Origin of the sequence: Frigidibacter sp. ROC022, assembly GCF_024723735.1 — a bacterium.
Classification (GTDB): Bacteria; Pseudomonadota; Alphaproteobacteria; order Rhodobacterales; family Rhodobacteraceae; genus SLM-1.
The window spans coordinates 1-25,189 of record NZ_JANQDU010000001.1 but is presented as its reverse complement, the minus strand read 5'-3'; the positions used below and the strand labels follow the sequence as shown (position 1 = coordinate 25,189).

General features: G+C 68.5%; 26 protein-coding genes. 11 read left to right on the top strand and 15 right to left on the bottom strand.

Features of this window, described 5'->3' with window-relative positions; all coding sequences use genetic code 11:
- Nucleotides 1-16: 16 nt before the first annotated feature.
- The 9 genes from NUW50_RS00130 to cydD all read right to left on the bottom strand — a co-directional run bounded on the left by NUW50_RS00130 (nt 17) and on the right by cydD (nt 10,414).
- The gene (locus tag NUW50_RS00130; protein WP_258287018.1) at nt 17-1,000 is read right to left on the bottom strand and encodes a thiamine pyrophosphate-dependent dehydrogenase E1 component subunit alpha; all 984 of its coding nucleotides are present in this window, start codon (nt 998-1,000) and stop codon (nt 17-19) included.
- 178 nt (nt 1,001-1,178) lie between these two features.
- Nucleotides 1,179-1,532 (bottom strand): DUF5368 domain-containing protein, encoded by a 354-nt coding sequence (locus tag NUW50_RS00125; RefSeq protein WP_258287017.1) that lies wholly within the window; start codon nt 1,530-1,532, stop codon nt 1,179-1,181.
- Nucleotides 1,533-1,544: 12 nt separating this feature from the next.
- Complete coding sequence (locus NUW50_RS00120; protein ID WP_258287016.1) at nt 1,545-2,861, bottom strand: NAD(P)/FAD-dependent oxidoreductase; 1,317 nt, start codon at nt 2,859-2,861, stop codon at nt 1,545-1,547.
- Nucleotides 2,862-2,998: 137 nt separating this feature from the next.
- Complete coding sequence (locus NUW50_RS00115) at nt 2,999-3,976, bottom strand: SLAC1 anion channel family protein (RefSeq protein WP_258287015.1); 978 nt, start codon at nt 3,974-3,976, stop codon at nt 2,999-3,001.
- Between the two features lie 64 nt (nt 3,977-4,040).
- Nucleotides 4,041-4,181, bottom strand: coding sequence for a cytochrome bd-I oxidase subunit CydX (gene cydX / locus NUW50_RS00110; protein WP_258287014.1), 141 nt, complete (start codon nt 4,179-4,181; stop codon nt 4,041-4,043).
- A 14-nt stretch (nt 4,182-4,195) separates the two neighbouring features.
- Nucleotides 4,196-5,359 (bottom strand): cytochrome d ubiquinol oxidase subunit II, encoded by a 1,164-nt coding sequence (gene cydB, locus NUW50_RS00105; protein ID WP_258287013.1) that lies wholly within the window; start codon nt 5,357-5,359, stop codon nt 4,196-4,198.
- Nucleotides 5,360-5,364: 5 nt separating this feature from the next.
- Nucleotides 5,365-6,975 carry a cytochrome ubiquinol oxidase subunit I gene (locus NUW50_RS00100; protein WP_258287012.1) on the bottom strand — a complete coding sequence of 537 codons (1,611 nt, stop codon included), beginning with the start codon at nt 6,973-6,975 and terminating at the stop codon, nt 5,365-5,367.
- A 125-nt stretch (nt 6,976-7,100) separates the two neighbouring features.
- Nucleotides 7,101-8,744, bottom strand: a complete 1,644-nt coding sequence (locus NUW50_RS00095) for an amino acid ABC transporter ATP-binding/permease protein (protein WP_258287011.1) — start codon at nt 8,742-8,744, stop codon at nt 7,101-7,103.
- Nucleotides 8,741-10,414: a thiol reductant ABC exporter subunit CydD gene (gene cydD / locus NUW50_RS00090; RefSeq protein ID WP_258287010.1), complete on the bottom strand. Its 1,674-nt coding sequence runs from the start codon at nt 10,412-10,414 to the stop codon at nt 8,741-8,743. Before cydD ends, NUW50_RS00095 begins: the two co-directional genes overlap by 4 nt.
- Nucleotides 10,415-10,548: 134 nt before the next feature.
- On the opposite strand from cydD, the gene NUW50_RS00085 reads away from it, so the two are divergent.
- The 3 genes from NUW50_RS00085 to NUW50_RS00075 all read left to right on the top strand — a co-directional run bounded on the left by NUW50_RS00085 (nt 10,549) and on the right by NUW50_RS00075 (nt 12,550).
- Nucleotides 10,549-11,037 carry an RrF2 family transcriptional regulator gene (locus tag NUW50_RS00085; RefSeq protein WP_258287009.1) on the top strand — a complete coding sequence of 163 codons (489 nt, stop codon included), beginning with the start codon at nt 10,549-10,551 and terminating at the stop codon, nt 11,035-11,037.
- 179 nt (nt 11,038-11,216) lie between these two features.
- Nucleotides 11,217-11,732: a fasciclin domain-containing protein gene (locus NUW50_RS00080; RefSeq protein WP_258287008.1), complete on the top strand. Its 516-nt coding sequence runs from the start codon at nt 11,217-11,219 to the stop codon at nt 11,730-11,732.
- A gap of 473 nt (nt 11,733-12,205) precedes the next feature.
- On the top strand, nt 12,206-12,550 hold the full coding sequence (locus NUW50_RS00075; RefSeq protein ID WP_258287007.1) for a hypothetical protein: 345 nt from the start codon (nt 12,206-12,208) through the stop codon (nt 12,548-12,550).
- Nucleotides 12,551-12,568: 18 nt separating this feature from the next.
- Here NUW50_RS00075 and NUW50_RS00070 read toward each other — a convergent pair whose 3' ends face one another.
- Nucleotides 12,569-12,886 carry an antibiotic biosynthesis monooxygenase family protein gene (locus tag NUW50_RS00070; protein WP_258287006.1) on the bottom strand — a complete coding sequence of 106 codons (318 nt, stop codon included), beginning with the start codon at nt 12,884-12,886 and terminating at the stop codon, nt 12,569-12,571.
- Nucleotides 12,887-13,029: 143 nt separating this feature from the next.
- Here NUW50_RS00070 and NUW50_RS00065 point away from each other — a divergent pair, with 143 nt between their 5' ends.
- Genes NUW50_RS00065 through NUW50_RS00055 form a run of 3 tightly spaced genes read left to right on the top strand, consistent with a single transcriptional unit; the run spans nt 13,030 to nt 14,367 of the window.
- Nucleotides 13,030-13,638 carry a glutathione S-transferase family protein gene (locus tag NUW50_RS00065; RefSeq protein ID WP_258287005.1) on the top strand — a complete coding sequence of 203 codons (609 nt, stop codon included), beginning with the start codon at nt 13,030-13,032 and terminating at the stop codon, nt 13,636-13,638.
- 19 nt (nt 13,639-13,657) lie between these two features.
- Nucleotides 13,658-13,834, top strand: coding sequence for a hypothetical protein (locus NUW50_RS00060; protein ID WP_258287004.1), 177 nt, complete (start codon nt 13,658-13,660; stop codon nt 13,832-13,834).
- A gap of 41 nt (nt 13,835-13,875) precedes the next feature.
- Nucleotides 13,876-14,367 (top strand): HugZ family pyridoxamine 5'-phosphate oxidase, encoded by a 492-nt coding sequence (locus tag NUW50_RS00055; protein WP_258287003.1) that lies wholly within the window; start codon nt 13,876-13,878, stop codon nt 14,365-14,367.
- Nucleotides 14,368-14,374: 7 nt separating this feature from the next.
- Here NUW50_RS00055 and NUW50_RS00050 read toward each other — a convergent pair whose 3' ends face one another.
- On the bottom strand, nt 14,375-16,345 hold the full coding sequence (locus NUW50_RS00050) for a glycosyl hydrolase family 28-related protein (RefSeq protein WP_338001336.1): 1,971 nt from the start codon (nt 16,343-16,345) through the stop codon (nt 14,375-14,377).
- A 648-nt stretch (nt 16,346-16,993) separates the two neighbouring features.
- Here NUW50_RS00050 and NUW50_RS00045 point away from each other — a divergent pair.
- Nucleotides 16,994-17,854 carry a CHAD domain-containing protein gene (locus NUW50_RS00045; protein ID WP_258287002.1) on the top strand — a complete coding sequence of 287 codons (861 nt, stop codon included), beginning with the start codon at nt 16,994-16,996 and terminating at the stop codon, nt 17,852-17,854.
- A gap of 12 nt (nt 17,855-17,866) precedes the next feature.
- Here NUW50_RS00045 and NUW50_RS00040 read toward each other — a convergent pair whose 3' ends face one another.
- Nucleotides 17,867-19,450 (bottom strand): lysine--tRNA ligase, encoded by a 1,584-nt coding sequence (locus tag NUW50_RS00040; protein WP_258287001.1) that lies wholly within the window; start codon nt 19,448-19,450, stop codon nt 17,867-17,869.
- Nucleotides 19,451-19,565: 115 nt separating this feature from the next.
- Between NUW50_RS00040 and NUW50_RS00035 the strand changes: the two genes are divergently transcribed.
- The gene (locus tag NUW50_RS00035; protein ID WP_258287000.1) at nt 19,566-19,988 is read left to right on the top strand and encodes a tellurite resistance TerB family protein; all 423 of its coding nucleotides are present in this window, start codon (nt 19,566-19,568) and stop codon (nt 19,986-19,988) included.
- 155 nt (nt 19,989-20,143) lie between these two features.
- Here NUW50_RS00035 and gltX read toward each other — a convergent pair whose 3' ends face one another.
- From gltX to NUW50_RS00020, 3 genes are read right to left on the bottom strand one after another with little or no spacing between them, the layout of a single operon-like run.
- On the bottom strand, nt 20,144-21,463 hold the full coding sequence (gltX, locus tag NUW50_RS00030; RefSeq protein ID WP_258286999.1) for a glutamate--tRNA ligase: 1,320 nt from the start codon (nt 21,461-21,463) through the stop codon (nt 20,144-20,146).
- A gap of 58 nt (nt 21,464-21,521) precedes the next feature.
- A complete protein-coding gene (locus NUW50_RS00025) occupies nt 21,522-21,944 on the bottom strand; it encodes a DMT family transporter (protein ID WP_258286998.1) in 423 nt (140 codons plus the stop codon).
- Nucleotides 21,941-22,423, bottom strand: coding sequence for a DMT family transporter (locus NUW50_RS00020; protein WP_258286997.1), 483 nt, complete (start codon nt 22,421-22,423; stop codon nt 21,941-21,943). Before NUW50_RS00020 ends, NUW50_RS00025 begins: the two co-directional genes overlap by 4 nt.
- A 136-nt stretch (nt 22,424-22,559) precedes the next feature.
- Here NUW50_RS00020 and NUW50_RS00015 point away from each other — a divergent pair, with 136 nt between their 5' ends.
- The 3 genes from NUW50_RS00015 (at nt 22,560) to NUW50_RS00005 (ending at nt 25,053) form a co-directional block, all read left to right on the top strand.
- Nucleotides 22,560-22,976 (top strand): metallopeptidase family protein, encoded by a 417-nt coding sequence (locus NUW50_RS00015; protein ID WP_258286996.1) that lies wholly within the window; start codon nt 22,560-22,562, stop codon nt 22,974-22,976.
- A 72-nt stretch (nt 22,977-23,048) separates the two neighbouring features.
- Entirely contained in the window at nt 23,049-23,993 is a 945-nt protein-coding gene (locus tag NUW50_RS00010) for a 1-phosphofructokinase family hexose kinase (protein ID WP_258286995.1), read from the top strand.
- Nucleotides 23,994-24,099: 106 nt separating this feature from the next.
- A complete protein-coding gene (locus tag NUW50_RS00005) occupies nt 24,100-25,053 on the top strand; it encodes a threonine/serine dehydratase (protein WP_258286994.1) in 954 nt (317 codons plus the stop codon).
- Nucleotides 25,054-25,189: the final 136 nt, after the last annotated feature.

Genomic DNA, 25,189 nt, shown 5'->3' with positions numbered 1-25,189 from the left:
GGTGGAAGTCGGAAAATCAGACGAAGACTGCGGTCAGCGCATCGCTGTCCGGCGCCGGGGCGCTGTCGCGGGCAAAGTCGATCGCCTCGGCGACCCGTGCCTCGGCCCGCTTCTCGATCTCGTCGAGCTCCCCGGCCGCCATGCCCTCGGCCAGCAGGCGCTCGCGCATCTTCGGCAGCGGGTCCTTGGCGAACAGCGCGTCCTTCTCGCCCTTGGGGCGATACTGCTCGGCATCGCCCATGAAATGCCCGGCCAGACGGTAGGTCTCGACCTCGATCAGGGTCGGACCCTTGCCGGCACGGGCCCGCGCGATCGCCTCGCCGGCGATATCGAAGATCGCATAGGGATCGTTGCCGGGGATGTAGTGGCCCGGCATCCCGTAGCCCGCCGCCCGCACGTCATTGCGCGCCACGGCGGTGGCTTCCGACTTCGGCACCGAGATGCCCCAGGAGTTGTCCTCGATGACGAAGACGACCGGCAGTTTCCAGACCCCGGCCAGGTTGAGCGCCTCGTGGAACGCCCCTTGGTTCGCCGCGCCTTCGCCCAGGAAGGCGACCGCGACCCCCGGCTTGCCTTGCAGCTTTCGCGACAGGGCGGCGCCGCAGGCCGGACCGCAGCTTTCGCCGATGATCCCCGAACAGGCGAAATGCACCGAGGGATCGAACAGGTGCATGTGGCCGCCGCGCCCCCCCGAAAGCCCGGTCGCCTTGCCGAAGATCTCGGCCGCCATCTTCTTGAGGTCCACGCCCTTGGCAATGGCCTGATGGTGCGGGCGGTGGGTCGCGGTGACGGTGTCATCGGCCTCGAGATGCGCGCAGACCCCGACGGCGACCGGCTCCTGCCCGTTCGACAGGTGCATCTCGCCCGGAATCGGGCCGCTGGCCATGTTGAATGCGGGTGTCTTGCCTTCCAGATAGATCTTCTCGATCGCTTCCTCGAAGCGCCGACTGACCATCATGGTTTCATACATCCACAGTGACTGTTCCTTCGACGGTTGCATGCGAACCCTCCAATCCCCGGTTACGGCGCTCGGGCGCCACCGAGGAAAGGTTAGACCCCGTCCGACAAGTCACATTGATGCAGATCAATGGGGGAAGCCCGGTCTCTTCACCAGTCGGTGATGACCGGGCGCGGCCGGTCGGGACGCCGGCATGGCCCGCCGCCCCGGCCGGTTGTCGTCAGGGTTCCTTCGGCCCGCGGAACAGGCTCTGCGCGGTGTAGACCAGGATCGCCGAACCGGCGGCGCCCATGGCGGCGATGCCGAGCAGCACGATCACGTCGATCGCGCCCCCCATGTCGCTCAGGCTGGAATGCGTCATCGCCATCACGAAGACCACCGCGGCCACCGCGCCGAAGGGCATCGACAGCTGCGCCAGCAGGAACTTGCGCATCGACATCGACCGGTCGCGGATCAGGACATAGAGATAGGCGACCGTCACCACGACAGCTGCCGCGACCATGGCCCAGAACAGGACGCGCCCGAAGATTTCCTCGAACACGGCGATCATCGTCTCGAAAGTCAGTTGTTCCATGATCTGCCCTCCTCAGGCCTTGCCACGCAGCATGGCGTTGTAGGTCGCCTTCAGCGCGACCTCCTTCATCAGCCAGCTGATCCACAACTCTTCCAGCGGCGCGATCACGCCCGGGAAGGACGGTGTCAGGTTGTTGTGATAGTCGAATTCGATCAGCATCGCCCGGCCGACGCGGGTGATCAGCGGGCAGGAGGTATAGCCGTCGTAGATGGCGGTTCCCTCGCGCCCGTCGATGGCGGCAACCAGGTGATCCTCGACCACCGGCACCTGCCATTTGACCGAGGCGGCGGTCTTGCCCTTGGGCACCCCGGCGACATCGCCCAGGGCGAAGATTTCCGGATAGCGCAGATGCCGCAGGGTCTTCTGATCGACCTCGACCCAGCCCTGATCGGTCCATTTGTCGGCCCAGCTCAACCCGGACTGGCGCACGAATTCGGGCGCGCGCTGCGGCGGGATCACATGCAGGTAGTCATAGTCCATCTCGGTGTCGCCATCGGGCGTGGCGAAGGTGGCGCGCTTCTGCCCCGGATCGACGGCCTTCAGCACATGGCTGTACTGCGGGGTGATGCCGCGACTCTCGAACAGCATCCGCACCTTTTCCGACACGATCGGCACCCCGAACAGGCTGTTGTTGTTCGAGGCGTAATGGATCTCGTGCTTGCCCGGGCCGGCGGTGCGGGTGGCGATGTCTTCGATCAGGAAGGTGTGCTTGAGCGGCGCACCGGCGCATTTCATCTCGGTCGCGGGCCGGGTGAACAGGCCCACGCCGCCTTCCTCGGTGAATTTCTGCGCCGCCTCCCAGGTCTTGGCGGCATATTGCGGGCCGGCATAGAGCGCGCCGATGCCGTTGCTGCCGACCAGATCCAGCGAGAAGCCCTCGATGGCGTCGTGATCCAGCACCAGGCCCGGCGCGACGATCAGGAAGTCATAGGGCAAAGACTGGCCGCCGGTGGTGGCGACCGTCTTGGCCAGCGGATCGACCGCCGCGGCGCCCTCGGTGATCAGGGTGATGCCCTTCGGCAGCCATTCGGCGGTCTCGGACCGGGTATAGGCGGCCGGTTTCAGCCCCGCCGCCACCAGCGACAGCCCGGGCTGATAGAGATGCACCGCACTGGGGTCGAGAATGGTGATGTCGGCGCCGTCGAGCCGGCCCACCAGCCGGTTGACCAGCGCGGTGCCGGCGGCCCCGGCGCCGATGATCACGATGCGGGCCTTGGTCTGCACCTTCACCGCCTCGGCCGGGCGAACCGCGGCCACGGTGGCAAGCCCGCCGGCCGCCAGCCCCAGAAAGGCCCGCCGCGAGGTCTGCAATGTCTCTAAGTCCTTCATCTGTCATCTCCTGAAAATGCGCGCCGGGGGGTCGGGACCGGCCGGTCGCGGCGTCGGAAGTCAATAGCGGGCCCCCGCCGGGCCGCGGGGTGCCCTCTCGGGGCCTCCACACGGGCCGGGGGGGGTCGCGGCGGCACTCATTCCGGCACGCAGATCGCCCGGGACCGGATCGCCATGGCGGTGCGCAGGATCAGCCCGGCCACCACCACGACCAGCAGGGCCAGCAGCCCGGCGCCGATCCAGCGATGCGCCTCCGAGCCGGTCACATGAGCGTAGAGGAAGCTGGCGATGGACAGCGCCGCCAGCGGGAAGGACAGGGCCCACCACGACAGCGCAAAGGGCAGCCGGCGCAGCTTGGCCACCTGCGTCGCCACGATCAGCGCAAAGACATAGGCCGTGCTCAGCAGGAAATGCCCGAACAGCCCCGGTTCCCCGGTCAGACGAACCCAGGCGACGAAGGCCACGGCGGGCGGGGCCACCAGGATCATCAGCGTCGGCACCATCTTGCCCGGCATCGGGTCGTGGAACATCAGCCGGTTCATCACCAGGGTCAGCAGGACGATCCAGAAGATCAGCCCTCCGGAAAAGAACAGCCAGGACAGTTCGACATAGCCCAGCTGCGCCCCGGCCAGCGGCACGATCACGTTGCCCACGGCGGGGATGAACCAGGCCGGGGTCATCATCCCGGTCTGGAACGGACGATGCCCGATCCAGGCCGAGATCACCGCCAGCGCCAGCACGCCCTGCAACAGGGTCGCCAGCAGCCAGATCGCTTCGGCCGAGCGCGGCGCGATCTCGAGAAGGGTCGTGGCCAGAAGCAGCAGCGAGATCGAGATCGCCGGGAAGAAGGCGATCCGCACCGGGTGGTGCCATTCGGCCGCGACCTCGGCGGGATGCAGGAATGCCTTGGTCAGATACCCGGCCGCGACCGCCGCGAGCATCAGCACAGACAGGATCAGCACCGCCTGCGAGGCACCATGGCCAAGCGCATAGGCCGTTTCCGCCGCCCGCACGGCCAGGGTGAGTCCCAACATGCCCATGCCGACGGCAAAGAATGTGACGGGGTAGTTTGCGGGCCGCGACTGGGCCGCGGGCACTGCTGCGGAAACTGACATGGTCCGACCTTTCTGATTTCGGTCCCGGTCATCGGGGTGCGGCCGGTGCCGCACCCCGGCCGGGTCAGCCCTTGGACTCGCCGGGCGGCACCGGGATGCCCTCGGCCATCTTGCGTTCGTCTTCCTTCAGCTCAAGCCACATCGCGTTCATCACGGCGAAGATGGCGGCCAGCGGAAGTCCCAGAATCCAGGCGAAATACCACATGGGATTTCCCTCCTTCAGTAAGCGGAATTGGAGTTGTCGGTGACATCGGCAACGGTGACCTTGCCCCAGAGCACCTTGTAGACCCAGGCGGTGTACATCAGGATCAGCGGCACGAAGATCACCGTGACCACCAGCATGATGAACAGGGTCAGATGCGAGGACGAGCTGTTCCAGACGGTCAGCGAGGACTGCGGATTGCTGGAGCTCGGCATGATGAAGGGGAACATCGTCAGGCCGACCGAAGAGATCACCCCGAGGATGGCCATCTTCGATGTCAGCAGGGTCGAGACCTCGCGCCCCGCCTTCAGCCCCAGATAGGTCAGCAGCCCGCCGACGACGCCCATGATCGGCGCGATGGCGATCCAGGGACGGTCGGCATAGGCCGTCAGCCAGCTGGACGTGCGCTCGACCTCGAAATGCAGCGGGTTCGAGGGGCCGTTGGTCACATAGTCACCGACGATGCGGAAACCGTCGATGCCCACCGCCATCCACAGCCCGGCCAGCACATAGGTGCCGACCGCGACAAGCGCCGCGATGGCTCCGATGTCGCGGGCCCGGTCCTGAACCACGCCATCGGTCTTGAGCGTCAGCCAGGCCCCGCCATGCATGACCAGCATCGACAGCGAGACCACGCCGGCCAGGATCGAGAACGGGTCGAGCAGGCCGATGAACTTCATGTACCAGGCACCCTCGTAGATGGTGTGCAGGTCGTCGGTGAAGTGGAAGGGCACGCCCTGGATCACGTTGCCGACGGCCACGCCGAACAGCAGGGCCGGGACGGCGCCGCTGGCGAACAGGGCCCAGTCCCAGGCGTTGCGCCAGCGCGGATCGTCGCGCTTCGAGCGGTATTTGAACGCCACCGGCCGCACGATGAAGGCCGCCAGCACCACGAACATGGCCAGGTAGAACCCCGAGAAACTGACCGCATAGAGCGGCGGCCATGCGGCAAAGATCGCGCCGCCCCCGAGGATGAACCAGACCTGGTTGCCTTCCCAGACCGGGCCGACGGTGTTGATCGCCACCCGGCGCTCGACATCGGTCTGGCCGACGAAGGGCAGCAGGGCGCCGACCCCCATGTCGAACCCGTCGGTCAGGGCAAAGCCGATCAGCAACACCCCCAACAGGCCCCACCAGACCACACGCAGGAATTCGTAACTTACAAGGTCATGCAGGATCATCAGTCTTACTCCGCAGGCATGGCGATGGCATCGGCATTCTTCCGGCCGGCCAGGCGATTGTTGTGACGTTCGTTCCAGGCCTCGGTCTCTTCGACGTCCATGTAGGGGCCCTTGCGGATGTATTTCAGCATCAGGCCCATCTCGATGATGAACAGGACGGTGTAGAAGAGCACGAAGCCCAGCAGGGTCATCGTCACCTCGGTCACCGACAGCGCCGAGACCGACATCGCGGTCGGCAGCACGCCGTCAACCGTCCAGGGCTGGCGTCCGAATTCGGCGACGAACCAGCCGAGCTCGGCGGCAAGCCAGGGCGCCGGGATCATCCAGACCGCCAGATGCAGCGCCGGGCGGGGGAAGCTCATTCCCCGGAACGAGGCACGATAGAAGAAATACAGCATCGTTCCGATGAAGCCGAAGCCCAGCCCGACCATCAGGCGGAAGGCCCAGAACAGCGGCCAGACCGTCGGCACGGTGTCATTCGCGGCCGCAACGATCTGCTCGTCGGTCGCGTCCAGCGGGTTATCGACGTATTTCTTCAGCAGGAAGGCAAAGCCCAGATCGGCCGAATGCTCCTCGAAGGCGGCCTTGGTCTCGGGATCGGCGGCATCGCGGGCCTCGCGGATGTCCAGCAGCGCCTTGTAGGCGATCTGGCCCGAGCGGATGCGTTCTTCCGCGGTCGCCACCAGTTCGTTGATGCCCGGGATCACCGTGGTCAGTGACCGGGTTCCGATCAGCCCCATCACCCAGGGCACCTCGATGGCATATTGCGTCTCGCGCGCCTGCTGATCCGGGAAGCCGATCAGGTTGAAGGGCGCCGGCGCCGGATGGGTCTCCCACATGCCCTCGATCGCAGCCAGTTTCATCTTCTGGCTGTGGGTCGCGGAATAGCCGGATTCGTCACCCAGCAGGACGACCGAAAAGGCCGCGGCGACACCGAAGGCGGCCCCGACCGTGATGGAACGTCGCGCCAGCTCGGAATGGCGGCCGCGCAGCAGGTACCAGGCCGAGACGCCGATCACGAAGACCGAGGCGGTGACATATCCGGCAGAGACGGTATGCACGAACTTGGCCTGTGCGACCTCGTTGAACAGCACCGAGAAGAAATCCGTCATCTCCATGCGCATCGTCATCGGGTTGAACTCGGCACCCACCGGATTCTGCATCCAGCCGTTGGCGATCAGGATCCACAGCGCCGAGAAGTTCGACCCGATGGCGACCAGCCACGTCACGATCAGGTGCGCGACCTTGCTCAGCTTGTCCCAGCCGAAGAAGAACAGGCCGACGAAGGTCGCCTCCAGGAAGAAGGCCATCAGCCCTTCGATCGCCAGCGGCGCCCCGAAGATGTCGCCGACATAGTGGCTGTAGTAGCTCCAGTTCATCCCGAACTGGAATTCCATGGTGATGCCCGTGGCGACGCCAAGAACGAAGTTGATCCCGAACAGGGTCCCCCAGAACTTGGTCATCTGCCGCCAGATCGGGCGGTTGGTCATGACATAGACCGTCTCCATGATCGCCACGAGGATCGACAGACCCAGTGTGAGCGGCACGAAGAGGAAGTGATACATGGCTGTCATCGCGAATTGCAGGCGCGACAGCTCGACGATACCGAATTCCATTTGCTCAGCTCCAGCTACCGGGCGACGACTCTCCACCGCCCATAGTATTCCAATTGGAAGATGTATCTGCCCGGTGCCGGGCCGATACATTGATCTGAATCAAAAACCAGTATCAAAGATACGACTTAACTCAGTGCAAGGGTCCGGTCTGCAAAGCGCTGCTCCGCCGCACGATGCGCGGCGATCAGAACGGCGGCCTCCGGCAGGTATGTCCGGACCCCTTCAAGCACTGCCTCGGCGGTGGGCCGGTCCAGCCCTTCCGTCGGTTCGTCCAGCAGCAGCACCCGCGGCCGCCGCAGCAGGGCGCGGGCCAGGGTCAGGCGGCGCGCCTCGCCCCCCGACAGGCCGCTGCCGCGCGCCGCGATCATGGTTTGCAGACCGTCCCGCCCGCGCAGGGTCTGCGCCAGCTGCGCCCGTTCGAGCACCTCCCACAGGGCCTCGTCATCGGCATCGGGATCGGCAAGCCGCAGCGCCTCGGCCACGGTTCCGGTCATCAGGGCACTGCGCTGCGGCAGCATCGTCACCGCCCGGCGCAGCTCGGCCTCGCCCCAGTCCGCGACCGGAAGCCCGCCGAGCGTGATCCGCCCCGCCGCGACCGGATGCAGCGCCGCGACCGCCAGCAGAAGCGTCGATTTGCCCACCCCGCTCGGCCCGGTGAGGGCGACCGTCTCGCCATATCGAACCGTCAGCGACAGGTCGCGGATGATCGGCACCGCCGATTGCACCCGGTGCAGCGTGACCGAGTCGATGCAGAGCGGCGCCTCCGTGGTGCCGCTTGCCCTCCGCTCCTCCGGCAGGGCGCCGGCAATATCGCGCGAGACCCGCCGCGCCGCCTCGGCCATCCGCCCGAGATCGCTGGCCGCCCGGCGCAGCGGCGCCACGGTCTCGGCCAGCGCCAGCGCGGTCAGGAACCCGAGCGCGGCAAAGGCAGGGGCGATGACGCCCGACCGGACCAGCGAGATGCCCAGCCACAGCACGCCCGCCGCCACAAGCGTGCCGAGCATCTGGATCGCGGCCCCGGCCAGCCGCTCGGCCCGGTCCTGGGCACGGCGCAGCAGGCGCCGCCGCTCATCCGCCGCCAGCGCGTGTTCGGCCTGCGCGGTCAGGCGGCCCTGCACGGCCAGATCGCCGCGGGCCCGGATCAGGTCGATCAGCCGGGCACGGAAGGCCTGCCCGGCGGCCTCGGCCCTGCGCGAGAGCGACGCCGTCTGCCGGGTCGTCTGCCAGAAGATCAGCCCGGCCCCCAGGCTGAAACCGAGAAACACCCACAGGGCGACGCTCGGGCCGACCAGCGCCCAGAGCACCGCAGAGGCCGCCAGCAGGGTCGCCAGCCCGGCCAGCACCGGCAGCACCAACCGCAGCGGCACCCCGTCGAGCGCGTCGATGTCCGAGGTCAGGCGGTTCAGCGCCTGCGCCGCCCGCAGCCGCACCATCCGGCCGTGCGGCGCCGCCACCAGCCCGTCGAGCAGCCGCAACCGCAGCCCTTCCAGCGCCCGCAGGGTGGCGTCATGGGTCAGCAGGCGTTCGCCATAGCGGGCCGCGGCGCGTCCCAGGGCCAGGAACCGGACCATGGCCGAGGGCCGGAAGACATCGAAGACGGTGCCCATCCCGGCCAGCCCGGCGGCGGCGGCGGCGGTGATGAACCAGCCCGACAGTCCCAGCAGCGCCGCGCCCATGGCCAGCACCACGAAGCTCAGCACCGCGCCCCGGCTCAGCGACAGGCGCTGGTCGCGCAGGATGACCCGGAATATCTGCCAGAGCGGTCTCATGCGCCTGCCCCGATCGGAATGACCCGGTCCATCCGCGCCGCCAGCGCCGGGTCATGCGTGGCCACGATCAGGGTCGCGCCGCGGGCCACTTCGGCCATCAGCCCCTCGATCACCGCCTGCGCGGTTCGGCTGTCCAGATCGGCGGTCGGCTCGTCCGCCAGGATCACCTCCGGCCCGCCATAGATGGCGCGGGCCAGGGTCAGCCGCCGGGCCTCGCCGCCCGACAGGCCGCCCCCGGTTTCCCCCAGCCGCGTGTTCAGCCCCTGCGGCAGCGCTTCGACCACCTCGCGCACCGCCGACTGGGTCAGCGCCGCCGGAAGGTCGCCCTCACGCTCCAGCGTCAGGTTGCGCCGCAGGCTGGCGTTGAGGAAATGCGGCGCCTGCGGCATCCAGCCCAGCCGCGCCCGCCAGCCATCGGCGGTCGCATCGCTCAGTTCCTGCCCCGCCACCCGGACCTGACCCGAGCCGGGCACCACCAGCCCGGCGATCATCCGCAGCGTTGTGGTCTTGCCGGCGCCGCTGGGCCCGGTGAGGGCGACGCTTTCCCCGGGCGCGATGTCGATATCGGGCAGGGTCGTCCCCCCCGGCAACCGGCAGCCCCGCAGCGATATGGCCGGCGCCCCGGGCAGCGGCTCCGCCCGGCCGCCCTGCCCCAGCAGGCTGTCGGTGCCGGCGCTCTGCCAGGCCTCCATCTCCTTCAGCACCGCATCCGCCGCCGCCTTGTCGTGCCAGGCCGCCGAGAGATCCCGCATCGGCTGGTAGAACTCCGGCGCCAGCAGCAGCAGGAAGATCCCGGCCTGCGCCGAAATCGGACCGCCCCAGCTGCCGAAGGAAAGCTCACCGAGCAGCGAGAACCCGATATAGACCGCGACCATCGCGACGCCGATCGCGGCAAAGAGCTCCAGCACCGTCGAGGACAGGAAGGCGATCTGCAGCACCGCCATGGTGCGCCGGCGCAGGTCGCCGGCCTTGGCCGCAAAGCCGTCGCGCACCGCCGCCCCGGCGCCGAGCAGCCGGATATCGACCAGCGCCGAAAGCCGCTCGACCAGCAGGTCGTTGAGACCGCCGATCTCGACCATCTGCCTCTGGCTGGCCTCCTTGGCCGCCATCCCGACCAGCGCCATGAAGACCGGGATCAGCGGCCCCGAGACGATCAGGACCAGCGCCACCGCCCAGGACTGCCACAGCGCCAGGGCCAGGATCACCAGGGGCAGGACCATCACCCGCGCCCGTGCCGGGGCATAACGGGTCAGATAGGGCGCCAGCAGGTCGAGCTTCTCACCGGCCAGGGCGGCCAGGCTGCCGGCGCCGCCAAAAGGGCTGTCCCCGGCCCGCCGCGCCTCCTGTGCCACCACCCGGGCGCGGGCGGCATGGATCACCGTCTCGGCCGCCAGCTGCGATTGCGTCTCGCTCAGCACGCCCAGAATCGCCCGCCCGGCCCCGAGGGCGGCAAATCCCAAGGCGACGGTCAGCGGCGAGACGTCGGCCCCGGTCAGCAGGCCGCCCAGGGCATGCGCCACCAGCGCCGCCTGCAACGGCCAGATCAGCGCCGCCAGCACCGACAGAAGCGCCGCTCGCCGCAGCCGGTCGCGCCCGGCCGCCAGGATCGGCTCTGCGCCGCCCGCCGGTTCGGCCCGCGCCTCATCCCTGTCCGGGGTATCCTCTGTCACGAACCGCGCCCTGAAACTTGACTTGCGGATACCAGATATTCAGCCCCGCCCGGCATTGAACTGATCTGGATCAAATACAGGCCCTCTGCCTCTGGTGATTGTAGACTAAAACTGGACTCCCAGATGAGACTTTCATGCGCCTGACCACAAGGACAAACCTGGCCTCGCGGATTCTCATGGCCTGCGCCGTGAACGACAGGGCCATCGTGCGCACGGCCGATATCGCCGAGAAATGCAACGCATCGATCAATCACCTGCAACAGGTGGTGAACATGCTGCAGAGCAACGGCTTCGTGGAAACGCTCCGGGGCCGCAGCGGCGGATTGCGCCTGGCGCGTCCGATGGAGGAGATTTCCATCGGCCAGGTGTTCCGGGTCTTCGAGACCTCGGCCGCCTTCGCGGAATGTTTCGACCCGGAAACCAACACCTGCCCGCTGTCCGATATCTGCCGCCTTCGCAACTACATCACCCGCGCGGTCGAGGCCTTCTATCACGAGCTCGACATGGTCACCCTGGCGGATCTGGTGAAGGGCAACTGCGGCCTCTCGGCCCTGCTGGACATGGCCCCCCAGACCCGGCCCGATTGCCGGAACGCCCGGGAAGACGCCGACGCGGACCTCTGACCGCCCGTCCTGCGGGCCCGGTCGGGTCTCCGCATTTCTCCCGCGGCCACGGCCCTCCGCAGGCATGGGGTTCACGGCTTTCCGAAAAACAAGTGATCCGGACCATCCCCCCCTCCGTAACTCTCATGTGACCAGAAACTGGACCAAGCCAAACCGGTCCGCCAACTCGGAGACGTCTCATGGGAATGAAATTCAAAGCCACCGCGACCGCCCTGGCCCTGGGCCTTGCCGCTGCCAGCGCCAACGCGGCCAACATCGTCGAAGTCGCCGCGGCCGACGAACGCTTCTCCACGCTTGTCGCCGCGGTAAACGCCGCCGGCCTGGCCGAAACCCTCTCGGGCCCGGGGCCCTTCACGGTCTACGCGCCGCTGAACGATGCCTTTGCCGCGCTTCCGGACGGCACGGTCGAGACGCTGCTGAAACCCGAAAACAAGGGCCAGCTGACCGATATCCTTCTCTATCATGTCGATGACCGCAAGCTGACCGCCGGCATGATTCCGGCCGGCTCGAACTATTTCCAACCGGTCCTGACCAGCGAGCGCCTGTGCATCACCTCGGGCGCCGGCGGCGTGACGATTGCCGACGGAACCGGGGACATGGCCAATGTCGTGATTGCCGACATCATGACCGACAATGGCGTCATCCATGTCGTGGACAAGGTGCTGCTGCCCGGCACCCGCCCGGCCTGCCACTAGCATGCCATCCGGTCGGCGCCCTGCCGGACAGGCAGGGCGCCACCGACACAGGGGAGCGGTCCGCGGCAGCGATGCGGGCCCTCTCGCCCCCGGACCCGGCGCCGGACGGGCGCATGGCCGGACCGCGCCACTCACCCGACAAGGCGCAAGCCCCCCATCCGCTCTTGCCGATCGGCCGCGCTTGAAGCTGTTGCGTTCAAAGGTCGATATGGCGCCATTGAACGATAACGCCCCGCCCCCCGGCCCGGCAGGCATCGGCGCATCCGGGACGTCCCGCGGCGCCGCCCCCGATCCGCTCGGGCAATCGGGTCTCGACTATGATCGGCGCCGCGGGCATTCTGGGGCCGGTTGGTCCGCCCTCGGGGCTCTCGGCTGGCGCCTGGCAATGGCGGCCTCGCCCCGGACCGGACGGGCGGCCTGTTGAGAGTTCACCGCGAGTTCGCCGCAATCCGCACAGCCCCAGAGGACAACCGATGCGCCGCGCCCTTCTTCTTCTGCCACTTCTCGTCGCCTGCGGCACCCCGGAATACCAGACCGAGCGCCGGGCCTGCACCGCGGAATGGAATGTGAAGATTCCGCAGGACCTCTATCAGAGACTGGTCCAGCGAACCCGGTACGAACAGCGCCCCAGCGGCAAGTCCACCTGCACCACCACCGGCAACACGACCACCTGCGTGGACGAGATGATCTCGGTCCCGATCCCCTATACCGATGTCGAGACGGTCGATCGCAACAAGCCGCGCCGCGATGCACAGATCCGGCTCTGCACCGCCCAGGCCTGCCAGGCCCGCTACGGCAACGCCGACTGCAAGACCTGAGTCCGGGCGCCGCCTGCCCTAATAGGTGACGGCCACCTCGTACATCACCGGCTCGAAACTCTTGCACAGCTCGTTCAGCCGCCGGTTGCGCTCGCGCATCTCGGGCAGCCGCAACATCGCCTGGAAGTCATTGCGCGAGGTCCATTGCGAATAGCTCGCCACCCGCGTCTGCGCATCGTTGACATGCAGGGCCGAGCCGAGAAACCCCGGGCATTTCGAGATCACCTCGGCATGGGCCGATGACAGGGCCTCGACCAGGTCCTGGCAGGTGCCCGGCGTGACATCGAAGGTGGTGATGACGGTCTGTCCCTGAAACGCCGTGTCGAGTGCAAGCATCCGCTGTTCCCTTCCGCCTTGACTGCCGGAATGCTATCAAGAGCCGACCCACAAGGCGAGACCCCTGACATGCGTTACATTGCCCTGCTTTCCCTGGCCCTGCTCGCCGCCTGCAACGGCGTGCCCTTCGTGCCGCTGATCTGATGCAGCTCTACTACGCGCCCGGAACCGTCGCGCTGGCCGCGGTGATCGCGCTGGAAGAGGCCGGGGCGGCCTATGATCCGCTGCGCCTGTCCTTCGCCGATGGCGATCAGCTGCAACCCGCCTATCTGGCAGTGAACCCCAAGGGCCGGGTCCCGGCGCTGGTCACCGACGACGGGGTGCTGACCGAGACCCCGGCAATCCTGCGCTACATCGCGGCCCTGTACCCCGAGGCCGGGCTGCTCCCTTCCGACCCGCGCGAGGCCGCCCGGGTGGACGAGCTTTGCGCCTATCTCAGCGCCACCGTCCATGTCAGCCACGCGCATCGCGCCCGCGGCGCAAGGTGGAGCGACGATCCCGCGGTGATCGAGGCGCTGAAGCTAAAGGTGCCCAGCAACATGGCGGCGCATTTCTCGTATCTTTCCGGACAGTTGCGCGGGCCGTGGTATCTCGGAGAGCAATATTCGCTGGCCGATGCCTATCTCTTCACCATGGAGCGCTGGCTGCCCGGCGACGGGGTGGACCTGGCCGGCCTGCCGAAGATCGCCGCCCATATGGCCCGGGTCGAGGCCCGCCCCGCCGTGCAGAGGGCGCTGGCGGTGACGGCATGAACAGGCGGCGCGGCCCGGCATGAAGCTGATCGACCCCGACCACCCGTTCTTCGCCCGGCCCTGGGCCCGCTGGGGCACCGTCCTGGTGCCGGCGATCTGGGCCGTGGCAGAGCTCTTCTACGGCTCCCCCGGCTGGGCGTTGCTGTCCGGCGCGGCGGCGGTCTATGCGTTCTGGATACTGATCCTCAAAAGATAGCCGCCCGCCACCCGGACTCCCCGCCCCCAACAGGAACCACCATGGCGATCGACCCGATCCGACCCACCGACGACGATGCAAGGGCGCTGGCGCAATCGCTTCTGGCGCAGGCCCGGTTCGCGGCCCTGGCGGTCGTGCTGGAGGATGGCCGGCCGCAGGTCACCCGGATCGCATTGGGTCTTGCGCCGGATGGCGCGCCGCTGGCGCTGATCTCGGACCTCGCGGCGCACAGCCGGGCGCTGCGCTCGGATCCCCGCGCCTCGCTGCTGGTCGGCGAACCCGGCCCAAAGGGCGACCCGCTGACCCATCCGCGGCTGACGATCGAGGCCCGCGCCGCCTTCGTCAGCCCCGGGTCGCCCGACCGTCCGGCCCTGATGCAGGCCTGGCTGGCGCAGCATCCCAAGGCCGCCGTCTATGCCGGGCTGGCCGATTTCCGCTTCGTCCGCTTCGCGGTCCTTGCCGGCTTTCTCAACGGCGGCTTCGGCAAGGCCTTCCGGCTGGGTCCGGAAGACCTCGACCTGCCGCAGGTCTGAGCCGGCCTCAGACCGGGTTGTCGGCCCGCACCACCAGCTGCACCCGTCCCTTCACCGGCTCGGACCATGTCAGCCGCACCTGATTGCCGGGGCCGTAATTCGGCGTCGCATAGGGCATGGTGTGGATCTCGGTCCCCGATCCATTCGTGATCGGCCCCTCGCTCGATACCGAAGGCACCGTCCGCGCATAACCGCCGAAGGGCAGGTAGTCCCCGGCATCCAGCACCCAGGTCTTCGCCGCCGATACCTGCTGGAACTCCAGCACCGCCGGGTTCGCCGTGATCGCGTTGATGCCGTTGAACGTGTTGCCGTCGAAGACCACGTTGCGGGTCCGGCCGAAATCCAGCCCCGCGATCGTGGTATCGACCTTCTCGATCCGGGCGATGTTGCCGCCGGTCGCCTTGAACACATTGCCGGTCACCGTCAGCCCGTGCAGGAAATGCCCCGGTCCGTGGGGCTTCACCACGATGCAGGCCGAATCCGGCGCCGCGTTCGAGACGGTGAAGCTGTTGCCGGTGATCGTCAGCCCGCCAAAGGAGAATTCGGAAGAGAACTCCGGATTGGCGTCATGCTCGTTGGTCATCTCGACATAGCAGTTGTCGATGTAGTTCCCGACCAGCACCGACTTGCAGTTCGGATAGGTGAAGATCAGCCCGCCGACCCGGCCCGAGCCGACGATGCCGTCGCCCTGGAACCAGTGATTGCCGATCACCACATGGCCCGAGCCGAACAGCAGCCCGGTATGCAGGAACCTCTGGAACCGGTTCTCGCGGATCTTCGCGTCATTGGCGTTGACGTTGAAGGCCACCGTGGTCCGGTCCTGGATCGCCACGTTCTGCTCGTTCGAGTTGAAATGGCAGCGGTCGATCTGCAGGTCCTGGCAGCCGGTGCCGTGGCTGGTGATGCCGCGATCCTTCGGCCGGTTGATCGAGCTGTCGCGGATGTGGAATGTCTCGCCATCGGGGGCCAGCAGGATGCCGCTGGCAAACCCGTTGCACTGCAGCTCGATGTCTTCCAGCGTGAATTTCGAGACCTTCTGGAAGCCCGAGAAATCCAGCACATAGCGATAGCGGCTGAAGCTGTAGCTCTGGGTCGCCGCGGCCCCGTAGAGTGGCTGCGACAGGCTCAGCGACTGCTGCCCGACATTGCGGTCGGTCACATAGACCTCGCGCCCGACGCCATTGCCCGAGACCCGGCTGCCGATCTCGATATTGGCCACATTGGCGACATTTGTCAGCTTCTTCGGATTGCTGGCGCTGTAGGACCCGGTCGATGTCGCCGTCGCGGTCTCCCAGGCCGGGCCGTCGATGACATTGAACTGGCCGTTGCGGATCACCCGCCGGACCTCGAAGGTGTTCAGCGTGCCCTCGGCGGCCTGGATGTCGATCGGCTCTGTCACCTCGATGCGGCGCCCGCCCATGTCGAGGCTCTCGTGGTCGTTGTAGTTCAGAAGCGCCTGCACCGCCCGGCGAAACCCCTCCATCTCGTCGCCGCCGAAGGCGTCGATATAGGTCGGCAGATCGAAATTCTGCCGCAGCACCAGACGCTTGGCCGCCGGCAGGATGACCCGACCCTCAAAGCGGATCTGGGCGTTGATCGTCACGCTCTCGGACAGGTAGAAATCCCCCACGGGCACCACGATGTCGCGGCCGTCGGCATCGGCATCGGCGGCCAGAAAGGCGGCGCGGTCATCGGTCACGCCGTCGCCGATCGCCCCGTAGTCGCGCACATCGACCCAGCCCAGCATGCTGCGCAGGAAGGCCTCGGTCACATCCTCGACGATCAGATCGTCGATCCGCACCACGCCGCCGTTCGGCCCGGTCAGGTCCAGCCCCAGATGACCGATGGCGGTATCGCCGCCCCAGACCATGTCGACCCCGCCGCGATTGCCGGTGCCCAGGATGGCCGAGACCTCGACCACCTCGCCATAGCTGGTCAGCGTGACGGCAGGGCCAACCTCGGTCAGCCCCCCCGACATGCACCCCGCCCGACGTGCCGGCCCAGCCCGCGATCCGCACTGCGGGCTGGTTGCCCGAGACCGCCTTGACCCGCGCCCGGACCCGCAGGTAGCAGCCCGGCAGGATCGGCGTGTTGCCGGTAAAGCGCAGCTTCTGCGTCGCGGCGGTCTTGACCAGTTCCAGGCAGCCGCCGAAATCCTGATCGGCGGGAACCAGCGCCGCATTGCCCGCGCCCTGATAGGTGGCCGAACCGGGGGTGCCGTCCTCGCTCGACCAGACGTTCAGCCCGTCGGCAAAGGGCGGCGGCATGAAGATGATGCCATCGGTAATCGCTTTGTTCATCGGAACCCCTTTCACTTCCGCAGCGGACCGGGGCGCCGGGCCCGGCACCGGCCGGACCCGCGCAGGCTCCCGGCCCGAAAACCGGCGCGGGGCGTAGCACGGGGGATGTTGAGCGGCGCTTAAGCCGGCGCACGGTGGGGCAGGCCTGCCTGTCCGCCACAGCAGATCGGCACCGCCGGCCCGCGGCCCCCGTGGGTGGCGACGATCCCGCAATCCGGACCCTGCACGGCGCCGGCGGCATCCGTCACCATGACCTTCCGCCCGATCCCGGCAATGGATTGTCCCGCCCGGCGCCGCCGCCTAGGATCACGGCACAGGAGCCCGCCATGCCCTATGCCTTCCAGCCCGGCGATGCCACGATCCGCGCCGCCTTCCGCCGCATCGCGGTCGAACAGAGCGGCCATGCCATCGCCGCGCTGAGCGTCAGCGGCCCGAACCGCGCGGCGCGTGTCCACGAGGCCCGCAAGGCGATCAAGAAACTGCGCGCCCTGCTGCGCCTCTTCCGCCCCGCCTTTCCCCGCTTCAGACGCGAGAACAGGGCCCTGCGCGACATCGGCCGCGGCCTGGCGCCGCTGCGCGATGCCGATGTGACCACCGGGCTTCTTGCCGACCTGGCCGCCGAGACCGGTCTGCCGGTGCCCGACCTGCCGCCCGGCGCCGCGCCGCTGACCCCGGCCGAGGTCGAGACCCGGCTGCAAACCGCCATCGCCGGTCTCAAGGCGCTCCGCCAGCGTGCCAGGGGCTGGAAGCTCGACGCGCAGGGCTTCGAGGCGCTGGAGCGCGGGCTGGCCCGCAGCTGGGACGACGGCCGCAAGGCGCTGAAACGGGCCCGCCGGCACGGCACCCCGGAAGCGATCCACGAATTGCGCAAGCGGCTCAAGGACCACTGGTATCACGCCCGCCTTCTGGCCCCGGCCTGGCCTGCGATGATCGGCCTGCACCGGCAGCTGGCCGGCGATCTGGGCGAGGCTCTGGGCCGGCACCAGGACCTTGCCATGCTGGAACCGGTACTGGGCAACCTGCCGAACCTGCGCCCGCTGCTGGCGCTGGCCCGGCAGCAGCGCGGCGCGATCCTCGCCGACGCCCTGCCCCAGGCGACCCGGCTCTATGCCGAACCCGGCGCGGCGCTGGCCGCACGCTGGCGAAAATACTGGAAGGCCGCCGACCCGGCCCTGCCAAGGGTCTGAGAGCGCCCGCCCTCAGCCGGCCGTCAGCTCTCCGGCCAGGGCCTTGCCGATCAGCGCCTCGGTCGCCTTGACCCCGTAGAGCGCGATGAAACCGCCGAAACGCGGCCCCTGGCTGGCGCCCAGCAACACCTCGTAGAGCGCCTTGAACCAGTCGCGCAACGGCTCGAACCCGTGTTCGGTGCCGACCGCGAAGACCATGGTCTGCAGGGCTTCGGGTTCCGCCGCGCCCTCCCAGGCCGCCAGCCGCGCCGCCAGATCCTCCAGCGCCGCCCGCTCCTTGTCGCTCGGCGCCCGGTAGGACACGAAGGGTTTCACCCGATCCTCGTAATAGCGCAGCGCATAGCCCGCCGCCGCGTCCAGATCGGGGTTCTTCTCGGGCGTCGCCTCGGGCGCATAGCGCCGGATGAAGCCCCAGAGCGCCTCCTTGTCCTGCGCATGGCTCACCGAGGCGAGGTTCAGAAGCATCGCGAAGGGCACCACCATGCCGCTTTCCGGCGGCTCGCCGTGATGGATATGCCAGACCGGATTGGCCAGCTTCTGCTCCAGCGACTGGCCCGGATAGGCCCGAAGCTGCTGATGATACTCGTCCACCGCCTTCGGGATCACGTCGAACCACATCCGCTTGGCGGTCTTGGGCTTCTGATACATGAAATAGCCCAGCGATTCCGAGGCCGCATAGCTCAGCCATTCGTCGATGGTCAGACCGTTGCCCTTCGATTTCGAGATTTTCTGGCCCTTGTCGTCCAGGAACAGCTCATAGGTGAAATGCTCCGGCGCCTTGCCCCCCAGCGCCCGGCAGATGCCGTCATAGATCGGCGTATTGGTGCTGTGGTCCTTGCCGTACATCTCGAAATCGACCCCCAGCGCCGCCCAGCGGGCGCCGAAATCGGGCTTCCATTGCAGCTTCACCCGGCCGCCGGTGACCGGCAGGGTCCATTCCCGGCCGTCCTCGTCGTCGAAGGTGATCGTGCCCTCCTTGGCATTGACCTCCTTCATCGGCACATAAAGCACCCGCCCGGTCTCGGGATGGATCGGCAGGAAGCAGGAATAGCTCTGCTGGCGTTCCTCGCGCAGGCTCGCCAGCATGATCTCCATGATCGCGTCATAGCGCTCGCAGCAGCGCAGCAGCGTCTCGTCGAAGCGGCCCGACTTGTAGAACTCGGTGGCGCTGATGAATTCGTATTCGAAGCCGAAAGTATCGAGGAACCGCCGCAGCATGGCGTTGTTATGGGCGCCGAAACTGTCGAATTCTCCGAACGGATCGGGGACGGCGGTCAGCGGCTTTTGCAGGTTCTCCTGCATCATCTCCTGCTGCGGCACGTTCTCGGGCACCTTGCGCATCCCGTCCATGTCGTCCGAGAAACAGACCAGCCGCGTCGGAATGTCGCTGATCACCTCGAAGGCGCGGCGGATCATCGTGGTCCGCTGAACCTCTCCGAAAGTGCCGATATGCGGCAGGCCCGAGGGGCCATAGCCGGTCTCGAACAGGACATGGCCCTTCTCGGGCGGCGCCTTGTCGAAGCGTTTGAGCAGCCGACGCGCCTCCTCGAAAGGCCAGGCCTTCGATCGCATTCCAGCTTCGCGCAAGTCGCTCATCGTCATATCCTCATTGCCCGGGCCCGGTCTCGGGCCGCATCCCGGCAGGGGTCACTCCCTATTGCCGCACCGGCATGACGTCAATATTGTCGACGGGAAGCACCGGAGGCGCGCCGTGAACGACATATCCCATTCCTGGACCCCGCAGGATGCGCTGGTGGCGCTGATGTTCGCGGTCTCGGCCTCGGACGAGGCGCTGCGCACCGCCGAGCTGATCCGGATCGAGACCCTGGTCAACCACCTGCCGGTGTTCGGAAACTACGATCCCGACCGGATCACCACCGTGACCCAGACGGTGCTGGACCTGTTCACCGACGAGGACGGTCTCGACGCGCTGTTCGGCCTGGTCCGCGACAACCTGCCGGAAAAGCTCTGGGAGACCGCCTATGCCTTCTGTTGCGACGTGGCGGTATCGGACGGCAAGCTGGGCCAGGGCGAATTGCGGATGCTGGAAGCGATCCGCGACGAGCTGACCATCGACCGCCTGCACGCGGCGGCGATCGAATGGGGCGCAAGGGTGCGGCACCTGACGGTCTAGGCTGCCTGCCCGCACGCTGCACCCCGCTGGCCCCGCTGTCCCGGTAACATCCCATTAACCAAGACAGCCGTCCCCACGGCTTTTGCAACGATTCCAATATCTTGACCCCCCGTCCCCATGGGGACAGGTCGAAATACCCGCCTCAAGGACCGGTTTCAGAGGCTGGGGCGGACCTGCAGAAGCTGCATCACATCGGCCATTTCCGGGCCCTTCTCGCGCCCGGTCACGGCCTTTCTCAGCGGCATGAACAGGCCCCGGCCCTTGCGCCCCGTGGCGGCCTTGACCGCCGCGGTCCACTCGGCCCAGGTCTCGGGCCCGAACGGTCCCTCGGGCAGCACGGCAAAGGCCTGCGCGACGAAATCCCGGTCCTCCTCGGCGACCAGCGGCGTCGCCCCGTCGCGGAACAGCGCCCACCAGTCGGCCAGCTCGCTCCGCTTGCCGATATTGTCCTTCACCGCGTTCCAGAACGGCTCGCGGATCGCCTCGGGCACGCCCAGCTTCGCCAGGTCTTCCGCCACCGATGTCACCGGCATTGCCGACAGCACCTTCGAGGTCATCGGCCAGAGATCGTCCGGATCGAACTTGGTCGGCGCGGCGCCGAAATGCGAGATGTCGAACCCCTCGGCCAGTTCCTCCAGCGTCAGCCGCGGCTCCACCGGGTCCGACGATCCCAGCCGCGCCATCAGCGACAGCACCGCCATCGGCTCCACACCCTGCGCCCGCAGGTCGCGCAGCGACAGCGTGCCGAGCCGTTTCGACAACCCCTCGCCGCCCGGACCGGTCAGCAGCGAGTGATGCGCAAAGCGCGGCGCGGTGCCGCCAAGCGCCGCGATGATCTGGATCTGGGTCGCGGTATTGGTGACGTGATCCGAACCGCGCACGATGTCGGTGACCCCCATCTCGACGTCATCGACCACCGAGGCCATGGTATAGAGCATCTGGCCATCGCCGCGGATCAGCACCGGGTCCGACACCGAAGCCGCGTCGATCGACACCGGCCCCAGGATTCCGTCGGTCCACTCGATCCGCTCCAGCTCCAGCAGAAACCGCCAATGCCCCGAACGCTCGGCCCGCAGCGCGGCGCGCTCGGCCTCGCTCAGGTTCAGCGCCGCGCGGTCGTAGACCGGCGGCTTGCCCATGTTGAGTTGCTTCTTGCGCTTGAGGTCCAGTTCCACCGGAGTCTCGAAGGCCTCGTAGAGCCGGCCCTTCTCGCGCAGCTCCTGTGCCGCCGCCTCGTAGCGGTCGAGCCGCAGCGACTGGCGCTCGAACCGGTCCCAGGTCAGGCCAAGCCATTCGAGGTCCTCGCGGACGGCGTCGGCATAGGCCTCGGTCGAGCGTTCCGGGTCGGTGTCATCGAGCCGCAGGATGAAGGTGCCGCCGGCCTTGCGGGCGATCATCCAGTTGAACAGCGCGGCGCGCAGATTGCCGATATGCAGATAGCCGGTGGGCGAAGGGGCGAAACGGGTGGTTGTCATGGGGTATCTCCTGGCGGCGCTCTGTCTCACAGGCAGGGCGACTTGTCCAGAAATCCGGCTACTTCCGGCTCTGCGCCACCACCATGCCCGCCAGGATCAGCACCACGCCCGCGGCCCGCGCCCAGCCGCTGCCCGGCGCATCGCGCAGGATGTCCAGCAGCACGCCCGAGATCATCTGCCCGGCGATCACCAGCATCGCGGTCAGAACCGCCCCGATCCGCGCCACCAGCCAGCTGCCCGAAGCGACGAAGACGACGCCGAGCGATCCGCCCGCCCAGGCCCAGACCGGCACCGCCGACACGCGCTCGGGCCAGAGACCGGCGCCGGCCAGGCCCACGGCGATCAGCACCAGCAGCCCGACCAGGTGGTTCCAGAACGAAGCCACCAGCGGCGAGGTGGCCAGCGCCAGCCGCCCGTTGACCCCGCGCGACACCGCCACCAGCATCCCCGCGGCCAGGGCATAGAAAACCATCAGCGTCATCCGCCGGTGCCCCCGAAGATGATCACCAGGCAGCCCGCCAGTATCAGCACGACCGTCGCCGCATCGCGCAGATCCGGCGAGCGGCGCGGCATCCCGAACCAGCCGAAACGGTCCACCGCAAGGCTGAACGCCGTCTGCCCCGCCAGTCCGAGCGCCAGCATCCCCGACAGCGCCAGCGCCGAATTCATCGCGATCGAGCCGACGATCACCGTGACCGCCCCGGCGAGCCCGCCGAGATAGGCCCAGAGCGGCGCCCGCCCCGGCCCGGCCCCGCTGCGGCGTCGCGGCAGCAGCGCCAGAAAGGCCAGCGCCGCGACAGTGCCGGTGCCATGGGCGGCAAGCGAGGCGAAATGGCCGTTCGTCACCCCGGCCACGGTGCCGTTGCACAGGATCATGAGCGTCAGGATCCCGCCCGAGCCGAAGGCCAGCGCAAGATCCAGCATCCGCCTGGCTGCGACGGGTCGGATTGGCTGCGGCATCGGCTCTCCTGTCCTGGCGCCGCGCAGATGGCCACAGGCCGGACCGGACCGCAAGAGACCCCGGCCTCCGGACCCCGCCCGGATCGCCGCGCCCGCCCCCCTTGCCGCGCCTCCGCATCGCACCGATAGTCCGGGCATGACCACAGCACCGCCCCCCGCGCATGTCCTGCCGCCCTCGCTGGCCGATATCGAACGCCTCGCCCTTGCCGCCGTCGCCGACCTGCCCGAGCCGTTTCGCGGCCTGGCCGGCGCGGTGGCGCTGATCGTCGAGGATTTTGCCGGGGAAGAGGTGCTGCGCGATCTCGGCATCGAAGACCCGTTCCAGCTATCGGGTCTCTATGACGGGGTGCCGCTGACCGAGAAATCGGTCTCGGACCCGTTCCCGCGCCCCGATACCGTCTGGCTGTTCCGGCGCCCGATCCTGGACGAATGGATCGAGCGGGCCGAGGTGCCGCTGGACGAACTGGTGGCGCATGTGGTGATCCATGAATTCGCACATCACTTCGGCTGGTCGGATGACGAGATCGCGCAGATCGCGCCCTGGCAGGATTAGCCGCCGAACACCGTTGCAGGGGGGCCGCGGTCTGGCGCAAGCTGGCACGACCCCGAAACACCCGAGTCCGCGATGCCGACAATCCTGACCGTGACCCTGAACCCGGCGCTCGATCTCTCGACCGAGACCGAGAGCATCCGCCCCGGCCCCAAGCTGCGCTGCGCCGCGCCGCGGGTCGATCCGGGCGGCGGCGGGGTGAACGTGTCGCGCGCGCTGCGCAATCTCGGCGGCGACAGCCGGGCGCTGGTGGCCCTGGGCGGGGCCTGCGGGATGCGGATGGCGGCGCTGCTGGCGGAAGAGGGAATCACCGTTCTGCCACTCGATGCGCCGGGGGAGACCCGCGAAAGCCTGGCCGTCACCGAGACCGCGAGCGGCGCCCAGTACCGTTTCGTGATGCCCGGCCCGGCCTGGGCCGGGACCGACCTGGCCCGGGCTCTCGACCGGATCGTGGCCGAGGCCGCGGCAGACAGCCTGGTGGTGCTCAGCGGCAGCCTGCCCCCCGGGGTGCCCGAAGACCTGGCGGCGTTGCTGGCGGCCCGGCTGGCGCCGACCGGCGCGCGGCTGCTGGTCGATACCTCGGGGGCGCCGTTGCGCCGGCTGGCCGCCGAGCCTGCCGGGCTGTTCCTGTTGCGGATGGACGGGGCCGAGGCCACCGAACTCGCCGGTGCGCCGCTGCCCGACCTGGCCGCGACCGCCGGATACGCCCGCAGCCTGGTGGCGCGGGGGGTGGCCCGGGTGGTGGTGCTGGCGCGCGGCGCCGAGGGCAATGTCCTGGCCGCGGAGGACGGTGCCTGGGCGGCCCGCTGCCCGAAGCGCGAGGTGACCAGCGCGGTCGGCGCCGGCGACAGTTTCGTTGCCGGGCTGACATTGGCGCTGGCACGCGGCGAGACCCTGCCCGAGGCCCTGCGCCACGGCGCGGCGGCGGCCTCGGCGGCGGTGCTGACCCCGGCCACCGATCTCTGCCGGGCCGAGGATCATGCCGCGATCCTGCCCCTGACCGAGTTGCTGGCGCTCTAGGTCTTTCGCGCCGGATCGGTTTGCAAGTGCCGGGCTTGCATGATCTCACTTGGTCCGGCAGGCGCCGCCGGATCGCGGCGCCGAAACCGAGAAGTCGAGGTTCCAGATGCCCCAGTCCCAGCCCGCGGTCAGCCGGGCCGATGTCGAAGCCGCCGCGGAACGGATCCGGCCGCATATCCGCAGAACCCCGGTGATCGAGGTCGCGGCCCGCGATTTCGGGCTGCCGGAGGGGAGCCTGGTCTTCAAGCTCGAGTTCCTGCAACACGCCGGCTCGTTCAAGTCGCGCGGGGCGTTCAACAGCCTGCTGTCGCGCGAAGTGCCGGCGGCGGGGGTCATCGCGGCCTCGGGCGGCAACCACGGCGCGGCGGTGGCCTTTGCCGCCGGACGGCTGGGGATCAAGGCGCGGATCTTCGTGCCCGCCACCTCGCCCGAGGCGAAGCGGGCCCAGATCCGCAGCCATGGCGCCGAGCTGACCGTGGCCGGCGCGCTCTATCCCGAAGCGCTGGCCGCCGCCCAGGCCTGCGAGGCCGAGACCGGGGCCCTGCCGATCCATGCCTACGATCAGGAGGCAACCCTGGCCGGGCAGGGCTCGGTGGCGATGGAATTCGCCGAGCAGGCGGCGCCGGACACGATCCTGGTGGCGACCGGGGGCGGCGGGCTGATCGGCGGGATGGCGGCCTGGTGCCGGGGCAGGCCGCGGCTGGTCTCGGTCGAGCCGGAGGCGGCGCCCACCCTGCATGCGGCGCTGGCGGCGGGCGGGCCGGTGGACGCGCCGGCGGGCGGCATCGCCGCCGACAGCCTGGCGCCGCGGCAGGTCGGCCGGCTGATGTATCCGCTGGCCGCCGCGCATGTCGGGCGGGCGGTGCTGGTCCCGGACGCCGCGATCCTGGAAGCGCAGAAGACCCTGTGGCGGGTGCTGCGGTTGGTTGTCGAACCGGGCGGCGCCACCGCGATGGCCGCGCTTCTGTCGGGGGCCTATGTCCCGGAGCCCGGAGAGCGGGTCGGGGTGCTGCTCTGCGGCGCCAATACCGGCGCGGTCGGCTTTCCCGACAGCGTCTGAACCGGCGCCCCCGCGCGCTCCATCCCATCTTTGGGTGGCAAATACTCCGGGGGTGCGGGGGCAGGGCCCCCGCCCGGGCGGGGGGGGGGGGGGGGCGGGCCCCCGGGGGGGGGGGCCCCCCGGGGGGGGGGGGGGG

Coding starts and splice junctions, on each gene's coding strand:
- NUW50_RS00130 (WP_258287018.1), bottom strand. CDS start 1,000: ATGCAACCGTCGAAGGAACAGTCACTGTGGATGTATGAAACCATGATG.
- NUW50_RS00125 (WP_258287017.1), bottom strand. CDS start 1,532: ATGGAACAACTGACTTTCGAGACGATGATCGCCGTGTTCGAGGAAATC.
- NUW50_RS00120 (WP_258287016.1), bottom strand. CDS start 2,861: ATGAAGGACTTAGAGACATTGCAGACCTCGCGGCGGGCCTTTCTGGGG.
- NUW50_RS00115 (WP_258287015.1), bottom strand. CDS start 3,976: ATGTCAGTTTCCGCAGCAGTGCCCGCGGCCCAGTCGCGGCCCGCAAAC.
- cydX (WP_258287014.1), bottom strand. CDS start 4,181: ATGTGGTATTTCGCCTGGATTCTGGGACTTCCGCTGGCCGCCATCTTC.
- cydB (WP_258287013.1), bottom strand. CDS start 5,359: ATGATCCTGCATGACCTTGTAAGTTACGAATTCCTGCGTGTGGTCTGG.
- NUW50_RS00100 (WP_258287012.1), bottom strand. CDS start 6,975: ATGGAATTCGGTATCGTCGAGCTGTCGCGCCTGCAATTCGCGATGACA.
- NUW50_RS00095 (WP_258287011.1), bottom strand. CDS start 8,744: ATGAGACCGCTCTGGCAGATATTCCGGGTCATCCTGCGCGACCAGCGC.
- NUW50_RS00085 (WP_258287009.1), top strand. CDS start 10,549: ATGCGCCTGACCACAAGGACAAACCTGGCCTCGCGGATTCTCATGGCC.
- NUW50_RS00080 (WP_258287008.1), top strand. CDS start 11,217: ATGGGAATGAAATTCAAAGCCACCGCGACCGCCCTGGCCCTGGGCCTT.
- NUW50_RS00075 (WP_258287007.1), top strand. CDS start 12,206: ATGCGCCGCGCCCTTCTTCTTCTGCCACTTCTCGTCGCCTGCGGCACC.
- NUW50_RS00070 (WP_258287006.1), bottom strand. CDS start 12,886: ATGCTTGCACTCGACACGGCGTTTCAGGGACAGACCGTCATCACCACC.
- NUW50_RS00065 (WP_258287005.1), top strand. CDS start 13,030: ATGCAGCTCTACTACGCGCCCGGAACCGTCGCGCTGGCCGCGGTGATC.
- NUW50_RS00060 (WP_258287004.1), top strand. CDS start 13,658: ATGAAGCTGATCGACCCCGACCACCCGTTCTTCGCCCGGCCCTGGGCC.
- NUW50_RS00055 (WP_258287003.1), top strand. CDS start 13,876: ATGGCGATCGACCCGATCCGACCCACCGACGACGATGCAAGGGCGCTG.
- NUW50_RS00050 (WP_338001336.1), bottom strand. CDS start 16,345: ATGTCGGGGGGGCTGACCGAGGTTGGCCCTGCCGTCACGCTGACCAGC.
- NUW50_RS00045 (WP_258287002.1), top strand. CDS start 16,994: ATGCCCTATGCCTTCCAGCCCGGCGATGCCACGATCCGCGCCGCCTTC.
- NUW50_RS00040 (WP_258287001.1), bottom strand. CDS start 19,450: ATGAGCGACTTGCGCGAAGCTGGAATGCGATCGAAGGCCTGGCCTTTC.
- gltX (WP_258286999.1), bottom strand. CDS start 21,463: ATGACAACCACCCGTTTCGCCCCTTCGCCCACCGGCTATCTGCATATC.
- NUW50_RS00025 (WP_258286998.1), bottom strand. CDS start 21,944: ATGACGCTGATGGTTTTCTATGCCCTGGCCGCGGGGATGCTGGTGGCG.
- NUW50_RS00020 (WP_258286997.1), bottom strand. CDS start 22,423: ATGCCGCAGCCAATCCGACCCGTCGCAGCCAGGCGGATGCTGGATCTT.
- NUW50_RS00015 (WP_258286996.1), top strand. CDS start 22,560: ATGACCACAGCACCGCCCCCCGCGCATGTCCTGCCGCCCTCGCTGGCC.
- NUW50_RS00010 (WP_258286995.1), top strand. CDS start 23,049: ATGCCGACAATCCTGACCGTGACCCTGAACCCGGCGCTCGATCTCTCG.
- NUW50_RS00005 (WP_258286994.1), top strand. CDS start 24,100: ATGCCCCAGTCCCAGCCCGCGGTCAGCCGGGCCGATGTCGAAGCCGCC.